This is a genomic window from Mesorhizobium sp. C395A (assembly GCF_030323205.1).
GTDB lineage: Bacteria > Pseudomonadota > Alphaproteobacteria > Rhizobiales > Rhizobiaceae > Mesorhizobium.
Map to the genome: position 1 here is coordinate 605,509 of NZ_CP100473.1, position 18,179 is coordinate 623,687.

Genomic DNA, 18,179 nt, shown 5'->3' on the forward strand with positions numbered 1-18,179 from the left:
CCACCCTGTGGACCGGCTGGCAGCGAGCAGCTTTAGCGGTTACGCAGCGCCGGTTCCATCTCCACGTTCGCGATCGGATCAATTCATCGAGCTTGCCAATGTGCGGACGCTTTGCCCTGACGGCCACGCCGGACCAGACCGCCGCCTTGCTCGGCCTGGCGGAGCTGGACGATTTTCCGGCCCGCTACAACATCGCGCCGACGCAGCCGGTGCTAATGGCGCTGTCGGGGCCGCCGCGCATGCCGGGCTCGAATTTCCCGGATCGCCAGGCGATGCTGGTACGCTGGGGGCTGATCCCAACCTGGGTCAAGGACACCAGGGAATTTCCGCTGCTCATCAACGCGCGTTCGGAAGGCGCTATTGAAAAAGCCTCGTTCAAAGCCGCCATGCGCCATCGCCGTGCCTTGGTGCCGGCCTCCGGCTTCTATGAGTGGCAGCAATCCGGCAGCGGCAAGAAGGGCCAGCCCTACTGGATACGGCCGAGGCATGGCGGGTTGATCGCCTTTGCCGGGCTGATTGAAACCTATGCCGAGCCGGGCGGTTCGGAAATGGACACCGGCGCCATTCTTACCATCAACGCCAATGCCGGCATCGCCCATATCCATGACCGGATGCCGGTGGTGATCGCGCCTGAAGATTTTGCCCGCTGGCTGGACTGCCGCACGCTCGAACCGCGCGATGTGGCCGACCTGCTCAAACCCGCGCTGCCCGATTTCTTCGAGGCAATTCCGGTCTCCGACCTCGTCAACAAGGTCGCCAACACCGGGCCGGAGATACAGGACATGGGCATCGTCGAGCCCGACAAGGTCAGGCGCCAGAAGCCCGGCGCGGACGACAGTCACATGACGCTGTTTTAGAGCGCGCTCCCAAGAAGCCAGGTCCGGTCTTCGGGAAGAACCTGCTCAATAGGAAGAGCTGTTGTTTTCAGGCGCGCTATGGGCGCCTCAGCCTTCCGTTCCGGCGCACGCCTTTCGGCGGCCGGCACGATGCCTGTTCAGGCAGCGCGGGGCGAAGTGATTTTCGGCGCCGGCTTTTTATTCTTCGCGGTATGGAGAAGGGCGGCGACGATCGCGGCCGGGCCGATCGCACGGTAGTGGTTGGCGAGCGCCGGTTGCTTGGCGCGGCTCGATTCCTGCTTGGTTCGTGACATCGATCTCTTCCCTGGTAACATTTCCGTGTCTGCGTTTGCCGGCCGAATCTGACCGAATCGTGACCTATGGTGGACTAGCCGGCGAATGTTTCATGACTGTGCCGACATGTTTAATAAAATGTTTCAGCGGCTCCTGACCTATGATCCAGCGACGCTTTTGCCGGAAGTTGCGACTTGACGGCAACACCGGCCAAGGCGATAAAGCCGCCGATGAAAACGTTTTTCGCCATTTGTGGCATTTGCATTATTGGCTAGCTTCGCGCTGGTCCGGACGTTTTCGCCTCATCTTTCCCCAGAGTGGACAAACGCCCCGGCCAGCAGGCTGGAGCCCGATTTGTGCCTTGGCACAGGTAAGGCTCTCTCCAGAACTTAACGGGCCGGAAGGGCACGCATGTCTGACGCATCGAAGGGTCTCAGCCTCTACAACACGCTAACGCGGACGAAGGACGTGTTCGTCCCGATCGACCCGTCGAATGTGCGCATGTATGTCTGCGGCCCAACCGTCTACGACTTTGCCCATATCGGCAATGCGCGTCCGGCGATCGTCTTCGACGTGCTGTTCCGTTTGCTGCGTCACCTCTACGGCGAGGCTGGTGTCACGTATGTGCGCAACATCACGGATGTCGACGACAAGATAAACGCCCGCGCGCTGCGCGATTTCGGCGCCGAGATCGCGTCGGGAAGCCTGACGCTCAACGAGGCGATCCGCCGCGTCACCGAAAAAACCGCCGACCAGTACCACAAGGATGTCGCCGCACTCGGCTGCTTGCCGCCGACGGTCGAGCCACGCGCCACCGAGTTCGTCGCGCGCCGCGCCGACGGCAAGGTTGACATGATCACCCTCATCGAACGTTTGATCGAACGCGGCCACGCCTATGTCGCCGCCGGCGAAGTGCTGTTCGACACCGCCTCGATGCCGGATTATGGCGAGCTGTCGAAGCGCAATCTCGACGAACAGCAGGCCGGTGCGCGAATTGCCGTCGACGCTCACAAGAAGAACCCGGGCGATTTCGTGCTGTGGAAATTGTCGTCACCGGAAGAGCCCGGCTGGGACAGCCCATGGGGCAGGGGCCGGCCGGGCTGGCACATCGAATGCTCGGCCATGTCGGCCGCCTATCTCGGCGATGTCTTCGACATCCATGGCGGCGGCCTCGATTTGATCTTCCCGCACCATGAGAACGAGATCGCCCAGTCGCGTTGCGCGCACGGCACCGACGTCATGGCCAATGTCTGGATGCACAACGGCTTCCTGCAGGTCGAGGGCCAGAAAATGTCGAAGAGCGTCGGCAATTTCTACGCGATCGCCGAACTGCTGGAGACCGAGACCTTCGGCGGCCGCAAATGGCCGGGCGAGGTGCTGCGTCTGGCGATGCTGATGACGCATTACCGCGAGCCGATCGATTTCTCCGTGCGCAAGCTGGAGGAAGCCGAGAACACGCTGCGCAAATGGAAACGCGCGGCTGACCTGGCGCCGTCGGCAGGGCAAGTCCCGGCGGAGATTGTGGCGGCACTGTCGGACGACCTCGCCACCTACGCCGCCTTCCAGCAACTCACGCAGCTTGCCGGTGAGGCCGCGGAGGGCAACGAAGCGGCCGCATCGCTGAAGGCATCGCTGTTGTTCCTCGGCTTCGATATCGGCGCGGCCGCCGTGGATGAGGACAGCGTTGCCAAGTCGATCGCGCAGCGCCTGGAGTTCATCGCCGCCAAAAACTGGGCCGAAGCTGACCGCATCCGCGACGAGCTTCTGGAGCAAGGCGTGCAGCTGAAAGACGGCAAGGATCCTGTTACCAACGAACGCGTGACGACGTGGGAGGTGAAGCGGTGAGGGTGGCGCGAGACACCGTTGTAAGATTGGCGAAGGCCGGAGCGACAGCCAATCTCCCCCCTTGCGGGGGAGATGTCCGGCAGGACAGAGGGGGGTGTAAAGGAACGCCAGCGTTCCTTCTTGCCCACTTTCATTTCGGTCACTTTCTGAGAACGCAATGGCTGCCGGTTGAGACGCTGGCGGGACAGCACTCCCCTCTGTCCTGCCGGACATCTCCCCCGCAAGGGGGGAGATCAGCCCTCGCCTCGGTTTTCGCTAATCGCCAGCGCGGAGTGGCCTGAGCATGGGTCACGACCTCGTTCCATCGCGTCAGCGCAAGAATGCAAAGTCCATGCGTCGCGTCATGACCGATGCCGAGCTGAAACTGTGGAATGAGTTGCGGGCTCACCGGCTGATGGGGATGAGCTTTCGCCGACAGGTACCGATTGGACCCTACATTGTCGACTTCGCCTGTTCGGCCCACCACCTCGTAGTCGAGGTTGATGGCAGTCAGCATGCCGACGTAGAAGATGCAGAACGCGACAAGGCACGCAGCGCTCAATTGAGTGCCAGTGGCTGGACCATCCTGCGCTTCTGGAACGACGACGTCATCCGCGATATCGACAATGCCTGCCAGCACATCGTCATCGGGGCCGGCTTGGCCGGCGCCGACGTGCCGGCGCCAGCAAGGGAGGAGCTTGTTGCATGATCGACCATCTCGGCATCAATGTCGCCGACTTCGACGCGTCGAAAGCCTTTTATGACCAGGCGATAGCGCCGCTTGGCGCCTCGCTGATCTACATGGTGCCACTGGAATATACCGGCGGCGCCAAGGTCGGCGGTTATGGCCGCGACCGGCCGGTGTTCTGGCTGCAGGCCAGCGATGACAAGCCGAGGACCCATCAGCACGTCGCCTTCACCGCGCGCAGCCGCGCCGAGGTCGACGCCTTCCATGCCGCGGCGCTCGCCGCCGGCGGCAAGGACAATGGCGGGCCGGGGCTGCGCCCGCACTATCACCCGGACTATTACGGCGCCTTCGTCTTGGATCCCGACGGCAACAATGTCGAGGCCGTCTGCCATGCGCCCGAATGACTATGAAACGGAGTGAAACGCCATGAGCCTCGACAACCGGCCGATCTACACCGGCGGCTGCCAGTGCGGCGCGGTGCGCTTTCGCGTCGAGGGTGCGCTGGGTGACGCCTCAATCTGCCATTGCCGCATGTGCCAGAAGGCGTTCGGCTCATTTTACGCGCCCCTGGTCTCGGTGCGTGGCGCCAAACTCGACTGGACGCGCGGCGAACCGAAATATTTCGCCTCGTCCAGCCATGTCGATCGTGGCTTTTGCGCCAATTGCGGCACGCCGCTGACCTTTACCGCGCCCGATGGCGTTGGTCTCGCCATTGGCGCCTTCGACGATCCGGCCGAAATCGTGCCGCTGATCCAGTGGGGCATGGAGGCAAAACTTCCCTATGTCGACACCCTTCCGCAATTGCCGGGCGAGGACACTATGGCCGACATGTCGTCGGCTCCGTATCTGGCCGATCTCGTCTCCTACCAGCATCCCGACCATGACACCGACCAATGGGACACCGAACACCGGCCGCCAGAGGGAAAATCATGACCGATGAAGTTCGAACCGGCGGCTGCCAGTGCGGCGCCGTGCGTTTCCGCATCAAGGGCAAGCTTGGCCGGGCGTCCATCTGCCATTGCCGCATGTGCCAGAAACAGTTCGGGTCTTTTTTTGGCGCCCTGGTGACAGTGCCCAAGGATGGCGTCGAATGGGTGCGCGAGGAGCCGACCTACTTCCAGTCGTCGGTCAACATCGATCGCGGCTTCTGTGCCCGCTGCGGTACACCGCTGACCTATCGCCAACCTGGCGCACTGGAGATCGCCATCGGCGCCTTCGACGACCGCTCCGATCTGGCGCCGCAGATCCAGGTCAACTACGCGGTCCGATTGCCTTGGGTGGAAACGATCTTTGACCAGCCCGTGCATCAGGATCCGGATTTCTACTCCCGCCAGGGAGCAGATCATCTCGTTCCAGCATCCCGACCACGAAACCACGGACTGGCCCGCGCACGGCCTGAAGATATGAGCAATGAAATGAACAGTGAACTTCGTACTCTTTATCCCGAGATCGAGCCCTTCGAGTCCGGCATGCTCGATGTCGGCGACGGCCATCATATCTATTGGGAGCGCTCCGGAACCAGGGGCGCCAAGCCGGCCGTGTTCCTGCATGGCGGTCCTGGCGGCGGCTTCTCGCCAAAACATCGGCAATTGTTCGACCCGAAGCTTTACGACGTCATCCTGTTCGACCAGCGCGGCTGCGGGAAATCGACACCCAACGCCTCGCTCGAGGCCAACACCACCTGGCACCTGGTTGCCGACATCGAGCGGCTGCGTGAGATGTGCGGCTTCGAAAAATGGCTGGTGTTCGGCGGCTCGTGGGGCTCGACGCTGGCGCTGGCCTATGCCGAGAAGCATCCTAATCGCGTCAGCGAGCTTGTCGTGCGCGGTATCTACACGCTGACCCGCGCCGAACTCGAATGGTACTATCAGTTCGGCGTCTCCGAAATGTTCCCCGACAAATGGGAGCGTTTCCAGGCGCCGATCCCTGAAGCCGAGCGCGGCGACATGATGGCCGCCTACCGCAAACGGCTTGTTGGCTCCGACCGCAATGCGCAGATGGAAGCCGCGCTTGCCTGGAGCCTGTGGGAAGGTGAGACGATCACGCTGCTACCGGAGCCGGAGACCAGCGACAAGTTCGGCGAGGACGACTTCGCCATCGCCTTTGCCCGCATCGAGAACCACTATTTCGTCCACGCCGGCTGGCTGGAGGAGGGGCAGCTTCTCCGCGATGCGCATAAGCTCGCGGATATTCCCGGCACAATCGTCCACGGCCGCTACGACATGCCGTGCCCGGCGCGCTATGCCTGGGCCCTGCACAAGGCCTGGCCGAAGGCGGATTTCCACCTCATCGAAGGCGCCGGCCATGCCTATTCGGAGCCGGGGATTCTGGATCGGCTGATACGCGCGACGGATGGGTTTGCGGGGAAATGACAGCGCGCGGCACCCCCCTCTGTCCTGCCGGACATCTCCTCCTCAAGGGGGGAGATTGCCTGTCATCGGGCCTTTCGCAAATCTCCGTCGCTGCGGGAAAAGATCCGACGCTAAAGCTGCCGATCTCCCCCCTTGAGGGGAGATGGCCGGCAGGCCAGAGGGGGGTGCTCGCGCGCCAACAGAACAATGACAAAGCAACGCCTCTATCTCTTCGACACAACCCTCCGCGATGGCCAGCAGACGCCGGGCATCGACTTTTCCGTCGAGGACAAGATCGCGATTGCCAAGCTGCTCGATGAGTTCGGCATGGACTATGTCGAAGGCGGCTATCCCGGCGCCAATCCGACCGACACCGCCTTCTTCCAGCAGAAGCGAACGGCGAAGGCAAAGTTCGTCGCCTTCGGCATGACCAAGCGGGCAGGCGTGTCGGCGTCCAACGACCCGGGCCTGGCAGCGCTCGTGCAGTCCAAGTCCGACGCCATCTGCTTCGTCGCCAAGAGCTGGGACTATCATGTCCGCGTCGCGCTCGGCTGCACCAATGAGGAAAACCTCGACTCGATCAACGCGTCGGTCGAAGCAGCTGTTGCCGCCGGCAAGGAAGCGATGGTCGATTGCGAGCATTTCTTCGACGGCTTCAAGGCCAATCCCGACTATGCGCTGGCCTGCGCCAGGACCGCCTATGATGCCGGCGCGCGCTGGGTGGTGTTGTGCGACACCAATGGTGGCACGCAGCCCTCGGAAGTGCGCGCCATCGTCGACAAGGTCATTGTTTCAGGCATTCCGGGCGGCCATCTCGGCATCCATGCCCATGACGACACCGGCCAGGCGGTGGCCAATTCGCTCGCCGCCGTCGAGGCCGGCGTGCGCCAGATCCAAGGCACGCTGAACGGCATCGGCGAGCGCTGCGGCAACGCCAATCTGGTCTCGATCGTACCGACGCTGGCGCTGAAGCCGGCCTTCGCCAATCGCTTCGAAACTGGCATCTCGGTTGAAGCGTTGACCGGTATTTCACGGCTTTCCCGCGCCTTCGACGAATTGCTGAACCGCGCTCCGGAAGCGCAGGCGCCCTATGTCGGCGCCTCGGCCTTCGCCACCAAGGCCGGCATCCATGCCTCCGCACTGGCCAAGGAGCCGGCGACCTATGAACATGTGCCGCCCGAGGCGGTAGGCAACCGCCGCCGCGTTATGGTTTCGGACCAGGGCGGCAAGGCCAATTTCCTCGCCGAGCTGAAGCGGCGCGGCATCGATGTGCCCAGAGACGACCATCGTCTCGATGCGCTGATCTCGGTGGTCAAGGAGCGCGAGGCCGAGGGCTACGCCTATGAGGGCGCCGATGCCTCCTTCGAGCTGTTGGCGCGCAAAATGCTGCACGGCCTGCCGGAGTTCTTCAACGTCACTTCGTTCCGCTGCATGGTCGAGCGCCGCTTCGATGCCAACGGCCAGTTGAAGACGGTCTCCGAAGCCATCGTCAAGGTGATGGTCGAGGGCGAGGAGAAGATGTCGGTGGCCGAAGGCCACGGCCCGGTCAACGCGCTCGACATCGCGTTGCGCAAGGACCTCGGCAAATTCCAGAGCGAGATCGCCGACATGGAGCTCGCCGATTTCAAGGTGCGTATCCTCAATGGCGGCACCGAGGCGATCACTCGCGTCCTGATCGAATCGCATGACGGCACCGGCGCACGCTGGTGGACGGTCGGCGTGTCGGAAAACATAATCGACGCCTCCTTCCAGGCGCTGATGGATTCGATCGTCTACAAGCTGATGAAGAACCGCGACATGGCGGGATTGGTGGCGGCGGAGTAGGGTTGCAAGACGTGGGTTTCCTCGCCCCCCGAAGTGGGGCGAGGAACTGGCGCCGCCCCTTGAGCCATCAGCGGAAGTCCATTGATCCATCATAATTTTGCGATGGTTTTGGATGGCCCACTGGGCCATAGCGTTTGCCATGGCCAGCGACACGATCCAGCCCGACGCCGACTCCAAAGCCCGCAGCGGCTTTCTCCTCGCGCTCGGCGCTTATCTGCTATGGGGCCTGTTGCCCTTCTACATGAAGGCGGTTGCGCATCTGCCGCTGATCGAGGTGATCGCCCACCGCATCGTCTGGTCGGTGCCGATTGCTGCTGCAGTGCTGGTCTGGGCCGGCCGCACAGCCGATTTCAAGGCGGCGATCCGCTCGCCGCGCAGCATCGCCATGGCGGCGCTGACGGCGACCCTGATCTCCGTCAACTGGGCCATCTATGTCTGGGCGATCTCGGTCGACCGCACCGTCGAGACCGCGCTCGGCTATTACATCAACCCACTGGTCAGCATCGTCGTCGGCGCGGCTCTTCTCGGCGAGAAGCTCGACCGGCTGCAGATCGCGGCCGTGGCACTGGCGGCGATCGCCGTTGCCGTGCTCACCGTTGACGCCGGCAAATTGCCCTGGGTGTCGCTGGCGCTGGCCTTTTCCTTCGCCGCCTACGGCTTCTTCCGCAAGACGCTGCCGATCGGCCCGAGCCAGGGCTTTCTGCTCGAAGTGCTTTTGCTCTCGGTGCCGGCGCTTGCCTACATCGTCTTCCTGGTCGTCAACGGCCAGGACCATTTCATCTCCAGCAACGGCACCGATATGGCTTTGCTCATCGGCTGCGGCCCAGTCACCTCGGTGCCGCTGCTTCTGTTCGCCTTCGGCGCCAAGCTTCTGCGCCTCTCCACCATCGGCATCATGCAGTACATCGCACCGACCATGGTGTTCCTGATCGCCGTGCTGATTTTCGACGAGCCGTTCGGCACCACGCAAGCAATTGCCTTCGCGCTGATCTGGGCGGCATTGGCGATGTATTCCTGGTCGATGTTTCGTGGCCGTGAAATCCGCCCGGTGGCGTTGGCCCCGAAGTAGGGAGCCTTTCGATGTACGTGCTGCATATCGCCAACAAGAACTATTCGTCATGGTCGCTGCGGCCATGGGTGCTGATGCGCACCCTCGACATTCCGTTCGAGGAGCAATTGACGCCGTTTCCGACCGGGCCCAGTTTCGATCTCTACCGGGCGTTCTCGCCCAGCGGGCGCGTGCCTTGCCTGGTGGATGACGGCTGGGCTGTCTGGGATTCGCTGGCTATTGCCGAGTATCTCGCCGAGCGCCACCACGGTGTGTGGCCTGCCGAGGCCAAGGCGCGAGCCTGGGCGCGCTCGGCCGCCGCCGAAATGCATTCTGGTTTCACGGCCTTGCGCGGCGCATGCCCGATGAATTGCGGCTTGCGGGTAAAACCGTTGCCGATGTCGGACGCGCTGAAGCAGGATCTGTTCCGTTTGGGCGATCTCTGGGACGATGGCCTTGCCCGGTTCGGCGGGCCGTTCCTTGCCGGCGGCCACTTCACCGCCGTCGATGCCTTCTTCGCCCCGGTGGCGTTCCGCGTCCAGTCCTATGGATTGTCTTTCGAAGGGGCAGCTGCAGCCTATCCCGCGCAATTGCTTGGCCTGCCGGCCATGCAGGAATGGTATGCCGCGGGTCTCGCCGAGACCTGGCGGGAGCCGGACCATGAAGCGGAGGTCGCTGCCTCCGGTACCATCGTCGAGGATCTTCGCGCTACGGCGTGATGGGCAGCGGGGCCTCTCTCACTAGTCACTATCACATCTTATCAATCACCGACTGCACGCCTTCCGTCGGCGCATCGACCGACGACCCCGCCACCATGATGGCGGCGACGATTGCCTCGGGGTCTTCGACCACCAGCGGCTTGACCCGCTGCGCGGTGTGGATGAAGCCTTCGCCCGACATGTGGTCGAGCAGAGCCAGCATCGGATTCCAGAATCCTTTGACGTTGGCGAAGACGATCGGCTTGCGGTGATGGCCGAGCTGGCCCCAGGTCATGATCTCGACGATTTCCTCGACCGTGCCGATGCCGCCGGGCAGCGCCACAAAGGCGTCGGATTTGTCAAACATCTTGTGCTTGCGCTCGTGCATGTTGTCGGTGATCAGCAACTCGTCGAGCCGGTCAAGCGCGGTTTCGGTCGCCTCCTTGTTGATGAGGAAGCGTGGAATGATGCCCGTTACCTTGCCGCCGGCCTTGAGCGCGCCTTCGGCTACGGCGCCCATGATGCCTTTGGTGCCGCCGCCATAGACCAGCCGCAGGCCGGCTTTGGCGAGCGAGCGGCCAAGCAGGTGCCCGGCCTTGGCATAGATTTCATCGCGGCCCGGAGACGAGCCGCAATAGACGCAGACGGATCGAATCGTGTTCATCCGTGATTGGTGATTGGGTCTGAATGCGGGGTCAAGCCCCTGAGGCTGACAAGCCCGGGCTTTTTCTTGTCGGTGCCGGCAAAACACGCTAGACCGGCTTCAGGTGGCTAAGGGGCAGGGAAATATGGCAATTAATCCTTTGAAGGCGTTTCTGTTCGCGGCCGGTGGGACCGTCGCGGTCGTCGGGACCGCCTATGTATCGGGCGCACTCGACCCGTATCTGAATCCCACGCCGCCTGCGGCGATTGCATCGCTGACGCCGCCGGCTGAAAAGCTGGCCGATCCGGGGACCGAGGGAAGGCTGCCGCCGGCGCCCGCCGCGCCCACCGATGCCAAGGCTCCCGCAGCACCCGCGCCTGCCGACGCAACGGCTCCCGCGACCGAAGCTGCGGCTCCGGCGGCACCTGCCGCGCCGGCTGCAGCCCCAGCAACTCCCGCGCCGGCCACGGCCGGCCCGGTTGCGCCGAGCTTCGACGTCGTGCGCGTCGAAGGCAATGGCTCGATCGTCATTGCCGGCAATGCGGCCCCGAATGCGAAGGTGGAGATTCTCAACGGCTCGACGGTGCTCGGCTCGACGGTCGCCGGTCCGGACGGCGCCTTCGTCATCGTCCTCGACGATCCACTGAAGCCCGGCGACTATACGATTGCGTTGCGCGCGACGGCCGGCGATGTGGTTACCCCTTCCGTGCAGACCGCCGTCGTTTCGGTTCCCAAGGACGCCGCCGGCCAGGTGCTGGCGATGGTCGAGGAACCCGGCAAGCCGGCCGAGCTGCTTAGCGTCCCGGCGCCTGAGACCAAGCCCGCGGCACCGGCCGCCGGCGATCAGGCCGCTGCCCCGGCCGCTGAGGTGCCTGCTACGGCTGCGCCTGCCGTGGCCACGGCAGCGCCTGCCGCTCCCGCTGAAACAGCACCTGCTGCTCCGGCTGTGGAAGCCGCAACTGCCCCTCCAGCGCCAGCAGTACCTGCAGCGCCGCCGGCGGCAGGCGTGGCTGCACCCAAGATCGTCGTCGAGGCGGTCGAGATCGACGGCAACAAGATCTTCGTCGCCGGTCTGGCTGACGCCGGCCGCAAGGTGCGCGCCTATGCCAACGATATCCTGCTTGGTGATGCGGTGACCTCGCCCGACGGTCATTTCCTGGTCGAGGCGACGCGCGACATCCCGGTCGGCAGCTACACCATCCATGTCGACGGTCTCGACGCCGAGGGCGTGAAGGTCGTGGCCCGCGCCGCCGTGCCGTTCGAGCGCGAACCCGGCGAAGCGATCGCCGCCGTGGCGCCCGCGGAGGCCAAGCCCGCCGAGACCAAGCCCGCCGAAGCAAAGCCTGCTGAGCCGGCCGCACCGGCTGCTGCCGAAGCACCGGCCGCTCCGGAGCCTGCGGCGCCAGCCACTATCGCGGCTGCCCCTGCGAAGCCCGCACCAGCTGCTGCCGCATCCGCACCAGCCGCACCGGCGGCTGAAGCGCTGGCTCCGGCTGCCCCGGCGGTTGCCGGGGCACCTGCGGCACCGGCAGCGCCTGCCGCTGAGGTTCCAGCCGTCGTCGCGGCGGCAACGCCCGATGTGCCAGAGACGGTGGCGCCAAAGCTTGAACATGCCGACGGCGCGGTGATCATCCGCAGGCACGACACGCTGTGGCGGATCTCACGGCGCGTCTACGGTCACGGCGTGCGCTTCTCGACCATCTATCTCGCCAACCAGGACCAGATCAGCGATCCCGACCGCATCTGGCCGGGGCAGGTGTTCAAGGTTCCGGAAAAGTCCAAGGAAGGCGAAGCCGCCGACCTCAAGGCGATGGGCGAGCAGGTGACAACGGCGCCGGTGAAGACGCAGTAGCGGCCGAGCGCTTGATCTCCCCCCTTGAGGGGGAGATGGCCGGCAGGCCAGAGGGGGTCGCCGCGCATAGAACGCCGACCTTCTCTTTGCTGCAAACGACGTTGCGTCAGGACGTACCGACCCCCTCTGTCGCCTTCGGCGACATCTCCCCTCGAGGGGCATAGGCGCTAAGATAGGTATTGCCCTGCGGAATCGGGTGTGATTCTACACTGCGATGACACACGAATCGCTTGTTGATGACGGCTGGGCCGAGACGATTGAGCTTCTGGGCGGCGAAGAGTTGATCGCAGGAAGTGCCCGCGAGACGAAGGCGTTCCTGCGCCCGCGCGGCGTCAGGTCGGCGAGCGACCTGTTGCGCCTGACACTGGCTTACTGCCTTGGCAAGGTTGGCATGCGGGGCGTCGTGGCCTGGGCGGCGGCGAGCGGGATTGCCGACATTTCAGACGTGGCGTTGCTTGGCCGGCTGCGCAATGCAGGACCATGGCTGCAGCAGTTGATTGGGCACCTTTTGAAGCGCGAGGATGCAGGTTTGGCCAAAGGCCGACTGGTTCGCATCCTCGATGCGACAGCGGTTGCCAAGGCCGGTGCGTATGAGAAGAAGAACAATGGTCTTTGGCGCATGCACTGCGCCTTCGAGCTTGAGCGCGAGCAGTTCGACTTCCTCGAGATCACCGATCAGAGCGAGGCCGAGTTGATCGACCGCGTGCCGGTGGTGCCGGGCGAGATCCGCATCGGTGACCGCGCCTATCTGCAGGCCGAGCGGATCGCCAAGGTGATGGCGCAAGGCGGCGATGTTGTTGTGCGCGCGTCGTGGAAAAACGCGCGATGGCTCGACGCCAACGGCAGGGCGTTCGATCTCATCGGCTACCTGGAGAACTGCCGGGAGGAAGTCTGCGAAACGCCTGCCCGGCTGGCACTCAAGAAGGGCGAGCCTGTGAAGATGCGCCTGATCGCCTTGCGCAAATCCGAGGCCGCGGCACAAGAAGCGCGCGCAAAATCAACAAGGAAGCCAGGGCCAAGGGCAACAAGGTTCAACCGCAGACGCTGATTGCGGCCGGCTTCGTCCTGCTTGTGACCTCGCTTGACCGGGAGGAGTTTCCCGCCGATACGGTCCTCAAGCTCTACCGCATGCGCTGGCGCATCGAGCTCGCCTTCAAGCGCCTGAAGAGCCTGATCGGGCTGCGCTCTCCTCCCGCCAAGGACCCAAGGATCGCAAAGCCTTGGATCCTTGCACACTTCCTCATCGCGCTCGTGACCGAACCCCTCTCGCAGGAGTTGGGTGTCTCTCCCCCTTGAGCGACGGGCGCCCGCTGCTGTGGCGCGCAACCCGCCAGATCGTCGCCTCTCTGATCGCGACCATCTTTACTCAACCTTCCTTGGCGGTCCTGCGCCAAAATCTCCATGCCTTGCGATATCGCTGGCGCGAACCACCACGAAAGCGCAAGTTTCAGTCCATGCCAAAGCTATCTTAGCGCCTATGCCTCGAGGGGGGAGATTAGGTCGCTCTACCCATCGGGTTAGCTTGCCACGCACCCGTTCATCGTCTATCGCCGATGAACGATGGCAGACTCGCTCGCTGAACCAGACCACGCAAACTGCGCACCGCCCCAAAGCCGCGCCGTTGCCGCTCGCTTCGCCGCACTCTCGCACCCGGCGCGCATCGAGATCCTTAGACATCTGTCGGCCAGCCGCTCCTGCTGCTGCCGTGAGGTTGTCGACCATCTCGACCTCGCGCAGTCGACGGTCTCCCAGCATCTGAAAATCCTGGTCGAAGCAGGCTTGGTCCGCTTCGAGCCCGACCGCCAGCGCTCGCGCTATCAACTCGACCGCGCCGCGCTCGCCGACGTTTCCGCATCGCTGACCGCACTCGTCAATTCCTGCTGCTCCGGCCGCTGATTTCTCACGCAAAAGGCAAGACAAGTGGCAGAAAAAACCGTTTCCGATAGCTCGACCTTCAGAACCTTGCGCAATCTGTGGCCCTATATGTGGCCGGCCGACCGCGCCGATCTCAGGGCACGCGTCACTTGGGCAACGCTGCTTCTGGTCGTTGCCAAGCTGACACTGGTTGCCGGGCCGTACTTCTTCAAATGGGCGACCGATTCTCTGGCCGGTGACGCCAAATCGCCGCCGCCGCTGCCATCCTTCCTGCTGGCGCCGGTGATGCTGGTCGTCGCCTACAATGTCGTGCGGCTGGTGCAGCTTGGCTTCAACCAGCTGCGCGACGCGCTGTTTGCCCGCGTTGGCCAATATGCGGTGCGCCAGCTCGCGTTCCGCACCTTCGTTCACATGCACCAGCTGTCGCTGCGCTTTCACCTCGAGCGCCGCACCGGCGGCCTGTCGCGCATCATCGAGCGCGGCACCAAGGGCATCGAGACGATCGTGCGCTTCATCATGCTGAACACGGCGCCGACCATCCTCGAATTCGCGCTGACCACCGGTATCTTCGCCTACACTTATGGCTGGAAATATGTGGTCGTGGTGGCGGCCACGGTGTGGCTCTACGTCTGGTTCACGGTTCGCGCCAGCGACTGGCGCATCTCGATCCGCCGCGACATGAACGACAGCGACACCGACGCCAACACCAAGGCGATCGACTCCCTGCTCAACTACGAGACGGTCAAATACTTCAACAACGAGGGTATGGAGGCTGAGCGCTTCGACCGTTCGATGGCGCGCTATGAAATGGCGGCGACCAGGATATGGACCTCGCTCGGTTGGCTGAATTTCGGCCAGGGCATCATCTTCGGTCTCGGCACCGTCGTCGTCATGTGCATGTCGGCGCTGGAGGTGCAGGCCGGCACGCAGACGGTCGGCGATTTCGTCTTCATCAACGCCATGCTGATGCAGCTTGCGGTGCCGCTCAATTTCATCGGCTTCATCTACCGCGAAATCCGCCAGGGGCTGACCGACATCGAGCAAATGTTCGACCTGCTCGATGTGCCGCAGGAAATCACCGACAAGCCCGATGCCAAGCCACTGGCTGTTACAGCCGGCAAGGTCGAGTTCCGCGACGTGCACTTCGCCTACGACCCCAGCCGCAAGATTCTGAAGGGCGTCTCCTTCGAGGTTCCGGCCGGCAAGACGGTGGCCATTGTCGGTCCGTCCGGCGCCGGCAAGTCGACGATTTCGCGGCTCTTGTTCCGCTTCTACGACGTCCAGGGCGGTCAGGTGCTGATCGACGGCCAGGATGTCCGTGATGTGACGCAGGCGAGCCTGCGCGGCGCGATCGGCATGGTGCCGCAGGACACCGTGCTGTTCAATGACACCATCGCCTATAACATCCGTTACGGCCGCATCGGCGCCAGCGAGGAAGACATGCAGAAAGCCGCCGAGCTTGCCCAGATCGGCCCGTTCATCGAACGACTGCCCGAAGGCTACCGCTCGATGGTTGGTGAGCGCGGGCTAAAACTGTCGGGCGGCGAAAAGCAGCGCGTGGCGATCGCCCGCACCATCCTCAAGGCGCCGCCGATCCTGATGCTCGACGAGGCGACCTCGGCGCTGGACAGCCACACCGAACAGGAAATCCAGGCCGCCCTCGACCTGGTCAGCAAGGGCCGCACCACCATCGTCATTGCGCATAGGTTGTCGACGGTGATCACCGCCGACGAGATCATCGTGCTCAAGGACGGCGAGATCGCCGAGCGCGGCACCCATGCCGAGCTGATGCAAAAGCATGGCCTCTACGCGTCGATGTGGGACCGCCAGCGCGAAGCGACAGAAGCCGAAGAGAGGCTTCGAGTTGCACGCGAGAGCGATGAGCTGGGTGTGGTTGTGCGCAGGCGGACTTCGGAGGTGAGCTAGGCGGCGGAGCGCCGATCTCCCCCCTTGAGGGGGAGATGTCGCCGAAGGCGACAGGGGGTCGCCGCGCGTGGAGCGCTAACCTTCATCGGTCGCAAGGGGGGCGCATCCAGTCGAACCGACCCCCTCTGGCCTGCCGGCCATCTCCCCCTCAAGGGGGGAGATATGCAGCGTCGTCCCATCATCACCACCGAAAATTTCCCCTTGACCTCAACCTAAGTTGAGATCGCAAACCCGTTCCTGAGCCACCGAACCCAAGTCGTTCAAGAACGGAGACAGATTCAAATGGATAAACTTGCCGAGGCAGCCGTGTTCAGGGTCGACAAATTCGTCGTTCCTGCCGAGGCCCGTGAAGAAATTCTCAGCAGAGTTCGGGCGACTCATGAATTGCTGCGTCTGCAGCAAGGCTTCGTCCAGGATTTCGTGCTCGAGCAATTTTCGGGTCCGGGTGAGTTCAACCTGGTCACCATTGTCGAATGGGAAAACCAGGCGGCCGTCGACAATGTCGTGCCGATCGTCAAGGCGGCCCACGAGCGGGCGGGCTTCAACCCGCAGGAGACCATTGCCCGGCTGGGTGTGAAGGCCGATATCGCCAACTATCAGCGTCTGCCTGAGATGTAGGAGGGCCAGCCCGTGCCAGGTGCTGGCGCCTCGACGCTCAGCACCTGGCCGGTGCGGGCATCGCTGATCATGTTCTCGAAACCACGCCATTCGGCGGCGACGATGAACAGTGTCGTGCCATCCGGCCCGCCCAGCATGCAGGCAAAGCAGCCGCGATCGGCATCGACTGTCTGCAACACCTCGCCACCTTCGCGCACCCGCACGCAGCGCTTGTTGGGAACATCCGCGTACCAGGCAGCCCCTTCGGCATCGAGGCAGATGCCGTCGGGGAAGCCATCGAGATCGGCCCAGACCCGGCGGTTGGAAAGCCCGCCATCCTCCGCGACATCGAAGGCGGTCAGCCGGATGGCATGCGACTCCGCCACGATCAGTGTCCTGTTGTCCGGCGTCACCGCCATGCCGTTGGCGAAAGCGATGTTCTCGGCCACTTGTCGAACCGAGCCGTCCGGCGTGATCAGCACGATGGTGCCGGGCCCGAAATGCTCGCCCGGTGCAGGCGCCGACCCGCCGCCATTGACATAGATGTTGCCGCGCCCGTCGACGACGATCTCGTTCCACGGGCTGTTTGACAGCGACCGAAGATCGGCATGGGTGGCCAGCGTTCCATCCGCCTCCTGCCGCAGCAACAAGCCATCCCGACCCGAGACGATCAGCAATCGGCCATCCGGCAACCAGTCGATCGAATAGGGCAGGATGGCCGGCACGGTGAGCATCACCTGGTTCCCGCCGTCCTCATCCACCGCGACGATCTCTCCGGTTCCCCAGTTGCAGAGCCACAGGCGTCCGTCGTGCCAGCGGGGAGACTCTCCGAAAGCGAGGCCTTCTGTAATGACCTTGGCGTTCAGGGCGACTGATTTCGAGGATGGCATCTCTGACCCTGGTTTGTCGACTCGCCGCAATTCGGCATTGTCGCGAAGCGCTTTCCTGCCAAGGACGTATGAATCTGTGGCGCCCCGACACCGTCGACAATTTCGGCAAACCATCGTGCGGATGCCTCTGGATCAGAGTGCCTTTAATCCTTGAGGGCAGCTGATATTGTCGCGTCGGAAATAACCCGTTCGCGCAAGTTTTGCGACCAAGAGAGTATTTTCGATGTTCGGTTTCTTTTCCCGCAAATCCAAGAAAACGCCCGAGAAGTCGGCATCAGATTCTGGAAAGCAGTTGGAATTCGGCCTGCCGTTGCCGGTCGTCGTACTGCGTTCGAACGTCGAGGATCCTGATGAAGAGCCGTTTTTCTCGTCTTCGCTGTCATGCAATTCGTCACAGCGATGGTTTCCAAAGGACTCTATCGTTATCCCGAAATCGACACCAAGGCGATGCAGGTCCTTCATGCCGACTCGTACTCTTCGGAGGTAAAGAACGGTCAATTCATCCACAATGCCGGGCAGGAAATCGGCGCCATGATTGCCAACGCACGAGCTGGACTCACTGCTTGTGGCGCAAAGGGCCAGCTTGCGACTTTGGAAAAGATGTCCAGCTGGATTGCAGACCACCCAACGAAGCCGCCCAGCAGACGGGCTTCGAGGGCGGGCGGGATGATTTTCTCGATACACTTGATCATGCGTTCTACGTTGCGGATGAGGCCGCGCCCATGGAAAACCTTTTGGCGCGCTGGATCGCGTCATGGCCTGATCTGCAAGTTGTCGATAGTGACGATTACGACGACGTCATACACCGGCTGGTGATGGCCAATCCGAAGCGC

Annotated in this window: 20 protein-coding genes and 1 pseudogene; 17 read left to right on the plus strand and 4 right to left on the minus strand. The window is 63.2% G+C overall.

All coding sequences use genetic code 11. The features are described from left to right. Positions 1 to 98 precede the first annotated feature (98 nt). On the plus strand, positions 99 to 857 hold the full coding sequence (locus tag NLY37_RS02860) for an SOS response-associated peptidase (protein ID WP_023742616.1): 759 nt from the start codon (positions 99 to 101) through the stop codon (positions 855 to 857). A gap of 137 nt (positions 858 to 994) precedes the next feature. On the opposite strand, the gene NLY37_RS02865 is transcribed toward NLY37_RS02860, so the two are convergent. After that, entirely contained in the window at positions 995 to 1,150 is a 156-nt protein-coding gene (locus NLY37_RS02865; RefSeq protein ID WP_023673568.1) for a hypothetical protein, read from the minus strand. 391 nt (positions 1,151 to 1,541) lie between these two features. On the opposite strand from NLY37_RS02865, the gene cysS reads away from it, so the two are divergent. The 9 genes and pseudogenes from cysS (at position 1,542) to NLY37_RS02910 (ending at position 9,584) form a co-directional block, all read left to right on the plus strand. Then, positions 1,542 to 2,975, plus strand: coding sequence for a cysteine--tRNA ligase (cysS, locus tag NLY37_RS02870; protein ID WP_023742615.1), 1,434 nt, complete (start codon positions 1,542 to 1,544; stop codon positions 2,973 to 2,975). A gap of 283 nt (positions 2,976 to 3,258) precedes the next feature. Next, positions 3,259 to 3,663: an endonuclease domain-containing protein gene (locus NLY37_RS02875; protein ID WP_023742614.1), complete on the plus strand. Its 405-nt coding sequence runs from the start codon at positions 3,259 to 3,261 to the stop codon at positions 3,661 to 3,663. Then, positions 3,660 to 4,046, plus strand: a complete 387-nt coding sequence (locus NLY37_RS02880; protein ID WP_023673572.1) for a VOC family protein — start codon at positions 3,660 to 3,662, stop codon at positions 4,044 to 4,046. The genes NLY37_RS02875 and NLY37_RS02880 overlap by 4 nt, the downstream gene beginning before the upstream one ends. Before the next feature lie 22 nt (positions 4,047 to 4,068). After that, on the plus strand, positions 4,069 to 4,575 hold the full coding sequence (locus NLY37_RS02885; protein WP_023742613.1) for a GFA family protein: 507 nt from the start codon (positions 4,069 to 4,071) through the stop codon (positions 4,573 to 4,575). Continuing rightward, positions 4,572 to 5,049, plus strand: a pseudogene (locus NLY37_RS02890) (GFA family protein). Before NLY37_RS02885 ends, NLY37_RS02890 begins: the two are co-directional and overlap by 4 nt. Before the next feature lie 8 nt (positions 5,050 to 5,057). Beyond that, positions 5,058 to 6,014, plus strand: coding sequence for a prolyl aminopeptidase (gene pip, locus NLY37_RS02895; RefSeq protein WP_023742612.1), 957 nt, complete (start codon positions 5,058 to 5,060; stop codon positions 6,012 to 6,014). Positions 6,015 to 6,200: 186 nt separating this feature from the next. Then, positions 6,201 to 7,817 carry a citramalate synthase gene (gene cimA, locus NLY37_RS02900; protein WP_023742611.1) on the plus strand — a complete coding sequence of 539 codons (1,617 nt, stop codon included), beginning with the start codon at positions 6,201 to 6,203 and terminating at the stop codon, positions 7,815 to 7,817. Positions 7,818 to 7,956: 139 nt separating this feature from the next. Continuing rightward, positions 7,957 to 8,886 (plus strand): EamA family transporter RarD, encoded by a 930-nt coding sequence (gene rarD / locus NLY37_RS02905; protein WP_023742610.1) that lies wholly within the window; start codon positions 7,957 to 7,959, stop codon positions 8,884 to 8,886. Positions 8,887 to 8,897: 11 nt separating this feature from the next. After that, the gene (locus NLY37_RS02910; protein WP_023742609.1) at positions 8,898 to 9,584 is read left to right on the plus strand and encodes a glutathione S-transferase family protein; all 687 of its coding nucleotides are present in this window, start codon (positions 8,898 to 8,900) and stop codon (positions 9,582 to 9,584) included. A gap of 31 nt (positions 9,585 to 9,615) precedes the next feature. On the opposite strand, the gene NLY37_RS02915 is transcribed toward NLY37_RS02910, so the two are convergent. Continuing rightward, positions 9,616 to 10,227: an LOG family protein gene (locus NLY37_RS02915; protein ID WP_023742608.1), complete on the minus strand. Its 612-nt coding sequence runs from the start codon at positions 10,225 to 10,227 to the stop codon at positions 9,616 to 9,618. 124 nt (positions 10,228 to 10,351) lie between these two features. Between NLY37_RS02915 and NLY37_RS02920 the strand changes: the two genes are divergently transcribed. From NLY37_RS02920 to NLY37_RS02945, 6 genes are all read left to right on the plus strand, one after another. Next, entirely contained in the window at positions 10,352 to 12,058 is a 1,707-nt protein-coding gene (locus NLY37_RS02920; protein ID WP_286441481.1) for a LysM peptidoglycan-binding domain-containing protein, read from the plus strand. A gap of 214 nt (positions 12,059 to 12,272) precedes the next feature. After that, entirely contained in the window at positions 12,273 to 13,106 is an 834-nt protein-coding gene (locus NLY37_RS02925) for a hypothetical protein (RefSeq protein ID WP_286443029.1), read from the plus strand. Further along, entirely contained in the window at positions 13,055 to 13,354 is a 300-nt protein-coding gene (locus tag NLY37_RS02930) for a transposase (RefSeq protein ID WP_245269818.1), read from the plus strand. Before NLY37_RS02925 ends, NLY37_RS02930 begins: the two co-directional genes overlap by 52 nt. A gap of 264 nt (positions 13,355 to 13,618) precedes the next feature. After that, positions 13,619 to 13,954, plus strand: coding sequence for an ArsR/SmtB family transcription factor (locus tag NLY37_RS02935; protein WP_023672695.1), 336 nt, complete (start codon positions 13,619 to 13,621; stop codon positions 13,952 to 13,954). Positions 13,955 to 13,978: 24 nt separating this feature from the next. Beyond that, on the plus strand, positions 13,979 to 15,859 hold the full coding sequence (locus NLY37_RS02940) for an ABCB family ABC transporter ATP-binding protein/permease (RefSeq protein WP_023743466.1): 1,881 nt from the start codon (positions 13,979 to 13,981) through the stop codon (positions 15,857 to 15,859). Between the two features lie 282 nt (positions 15,860 to 16,141). Next, a complete protein-coding gene (locus tag NLY37_RS02945) occupies positions 16,142 to 16,477 on the plus strand; it encodes an antibiotic biosynthesis monooxygenase (protein WP_023743467.1) in 336 nt (111 codons plus the stop codon). Here the strand turns inward: NLY37_RS02945 and NLY37_RS02950 are convergent. Both NLY37_RS02950 and NLY37_RS02955 read right to left on the minus strand, forming a co-directional pair. Then, a complete protein-coding gene (locus NLY37_RS02950) occupies positions 16,456 to 17,346 on the minus strand; it encodes an SMP-30/gluconolactonase/LRE family protein (RefSeq protein ID WP_023743468.1) in 891 nt (296 codons plus the stop codon). The genes NLY37_RS02945 and NLY37_RS02950 overlap by 22 nt on opposite strands. 132 nt (positions 17,347 to 17,478) lie before the next feature. Then, entirely contained in the window at positions 17,479 to 17,808 is a 330-nt protein-coding gene (locus tag NLY37_RS02955; protein ID WP_023743469.1) for a hypothetical protein, read from the minus strand. On the opposite strand from NLY37_RS02955, the gene NLY37_RS02960 reads away from it, so the two are divergent. Next, entirely contained in the window at positions 17,794 to 18,162 is a 369-nt protein-coding gene (locus NLY37_RS02960; RefSeq protein ID WP_502882119.1) for a DMP19 family protein, read from the plus strand. The genes NLY37_RS02955 and NLY37_RS02960 overlap by 15 nt on opposite strands. Positions 18,163 to 18,179 lie beyond the last annotated feature (17 nt).

Coding starts and splice junctions, on each gene's coding strand:
- NLY37_RS02915 (WP_023742608.1), bottom strand. CDS start 10,227: ATGAACACGATTCGATCCGTCTGCGTCTATTGCGGCTCGTCTCCGGGC.
- NLY37_RS02865 (WP_023673568.1), bottom strand. CDS start 1,150: ATGTCACGAACCAAGCAGGAATCGAGCCGCGCCAAGCAACCGGCGCTC.
- NLY37_RS02885 (WP_023742613.1), top strand. CDS start 4,069: ATGAGCCTCGACAACCGGCCGATCTACACCGGCGGCTGCCAGTGCGGC.
- NLY37_RS02920 (WP_286441481.1), top strand. CDS start 10,352: ATGGCAATTAATCCTTTGAAGGCGTTTCTGTTCGCGGCCGGTGGGACC.
- NLY37_RS02935 (WP_023672695.1), top strand. CDS start 13,619: ATGGCAGACTCGCTCGCTGAACCAGACCACGCAAACTGCGCACCGCCC.
- rarD (WP_023742610.1), top strand. CDS start 7,957: ATGGCCAGCGACACGATCCAGCCCGACGCCGACTCCAAAGCCCGCAGC.
- NLY37_RS02945 (WP_023743467.1), top strand. CDS start 16,142: ATGGATAAACTTGCCGAGGCAGCCGTGTTCAGGGTCGACAAATTCGTC.
- NLY37_RS02875 (WP_023742614.1), top strand. CDS start 3,259: ATGGGTCACGACCTCGTTCCATCGCGTCAGCGCAAGAATGCAAAGTCC.
- NLY37_RS02960 (WP_502882119.1), top strand. CDS start 17,794: ATGCAGGTCCTTCATGCCGACTCGTACTCTTCGGAGGTAAAGAACGGT.
- NLY37_RS02880 (WP_023673572.1), top strand. CDS start 3,660: ATGATCGACCATCTCGGCATCAATGTCGCCGACTTCGACGCGTCGAAA.
- cysS (WP_023742615.1), top strand. CDS start 1,542: ATGTCTGACGCATCGAAGGGTCTCAGCCTCTACAACACGCTAACGCGG.
- NLY37_RS02925 (WP_286443029.1), top strand. CDS start 12,273: ATGACACACGAATCGCTTGTTGATGACGGCTGGGCCGAGACGATTGAG.
- cimA (WP_023742611.1), top strand. CDS start 6,201: ATGACAAAGCAACGCCTCTATCTCTTCGACACAACCCTCCGCGATGGC.
- NLY37_RS02955 (WP_023743469.1), bottom strand. CDS start 17,808: ATGAAGGACCTGCATCGCCTTGGTGTCGATTTCGGGATAACGATAGAG.
- NLY37_RS02860 (WP_023742616.1), top strand. CDS start 99: ATGTGCGGACGCTTTGCCCTGACGGCCACGCCGGACCAGACCGCCGCC.
- pip (WP_023742612.1), top strand. CDS start 5,058: ATGAACAGTGAACTTCGTACTCTTTATCCCGAGATCGAGCCCTTCGAG.
- NLY37_RS02910 (WP_023742609.1), top strand. CDS start 8,898: ATGTACGTGCTGCATATCGCCAACAAGAACTATTCGTCATGGTCGCTG.
- NLY37_RS02950 (WP_023743468.1), bottom strand. CDS start 17,346: ATGCCATCCTCGAAATCAGTCGCCCTGAACGCCAAGGTCATTACAGAA.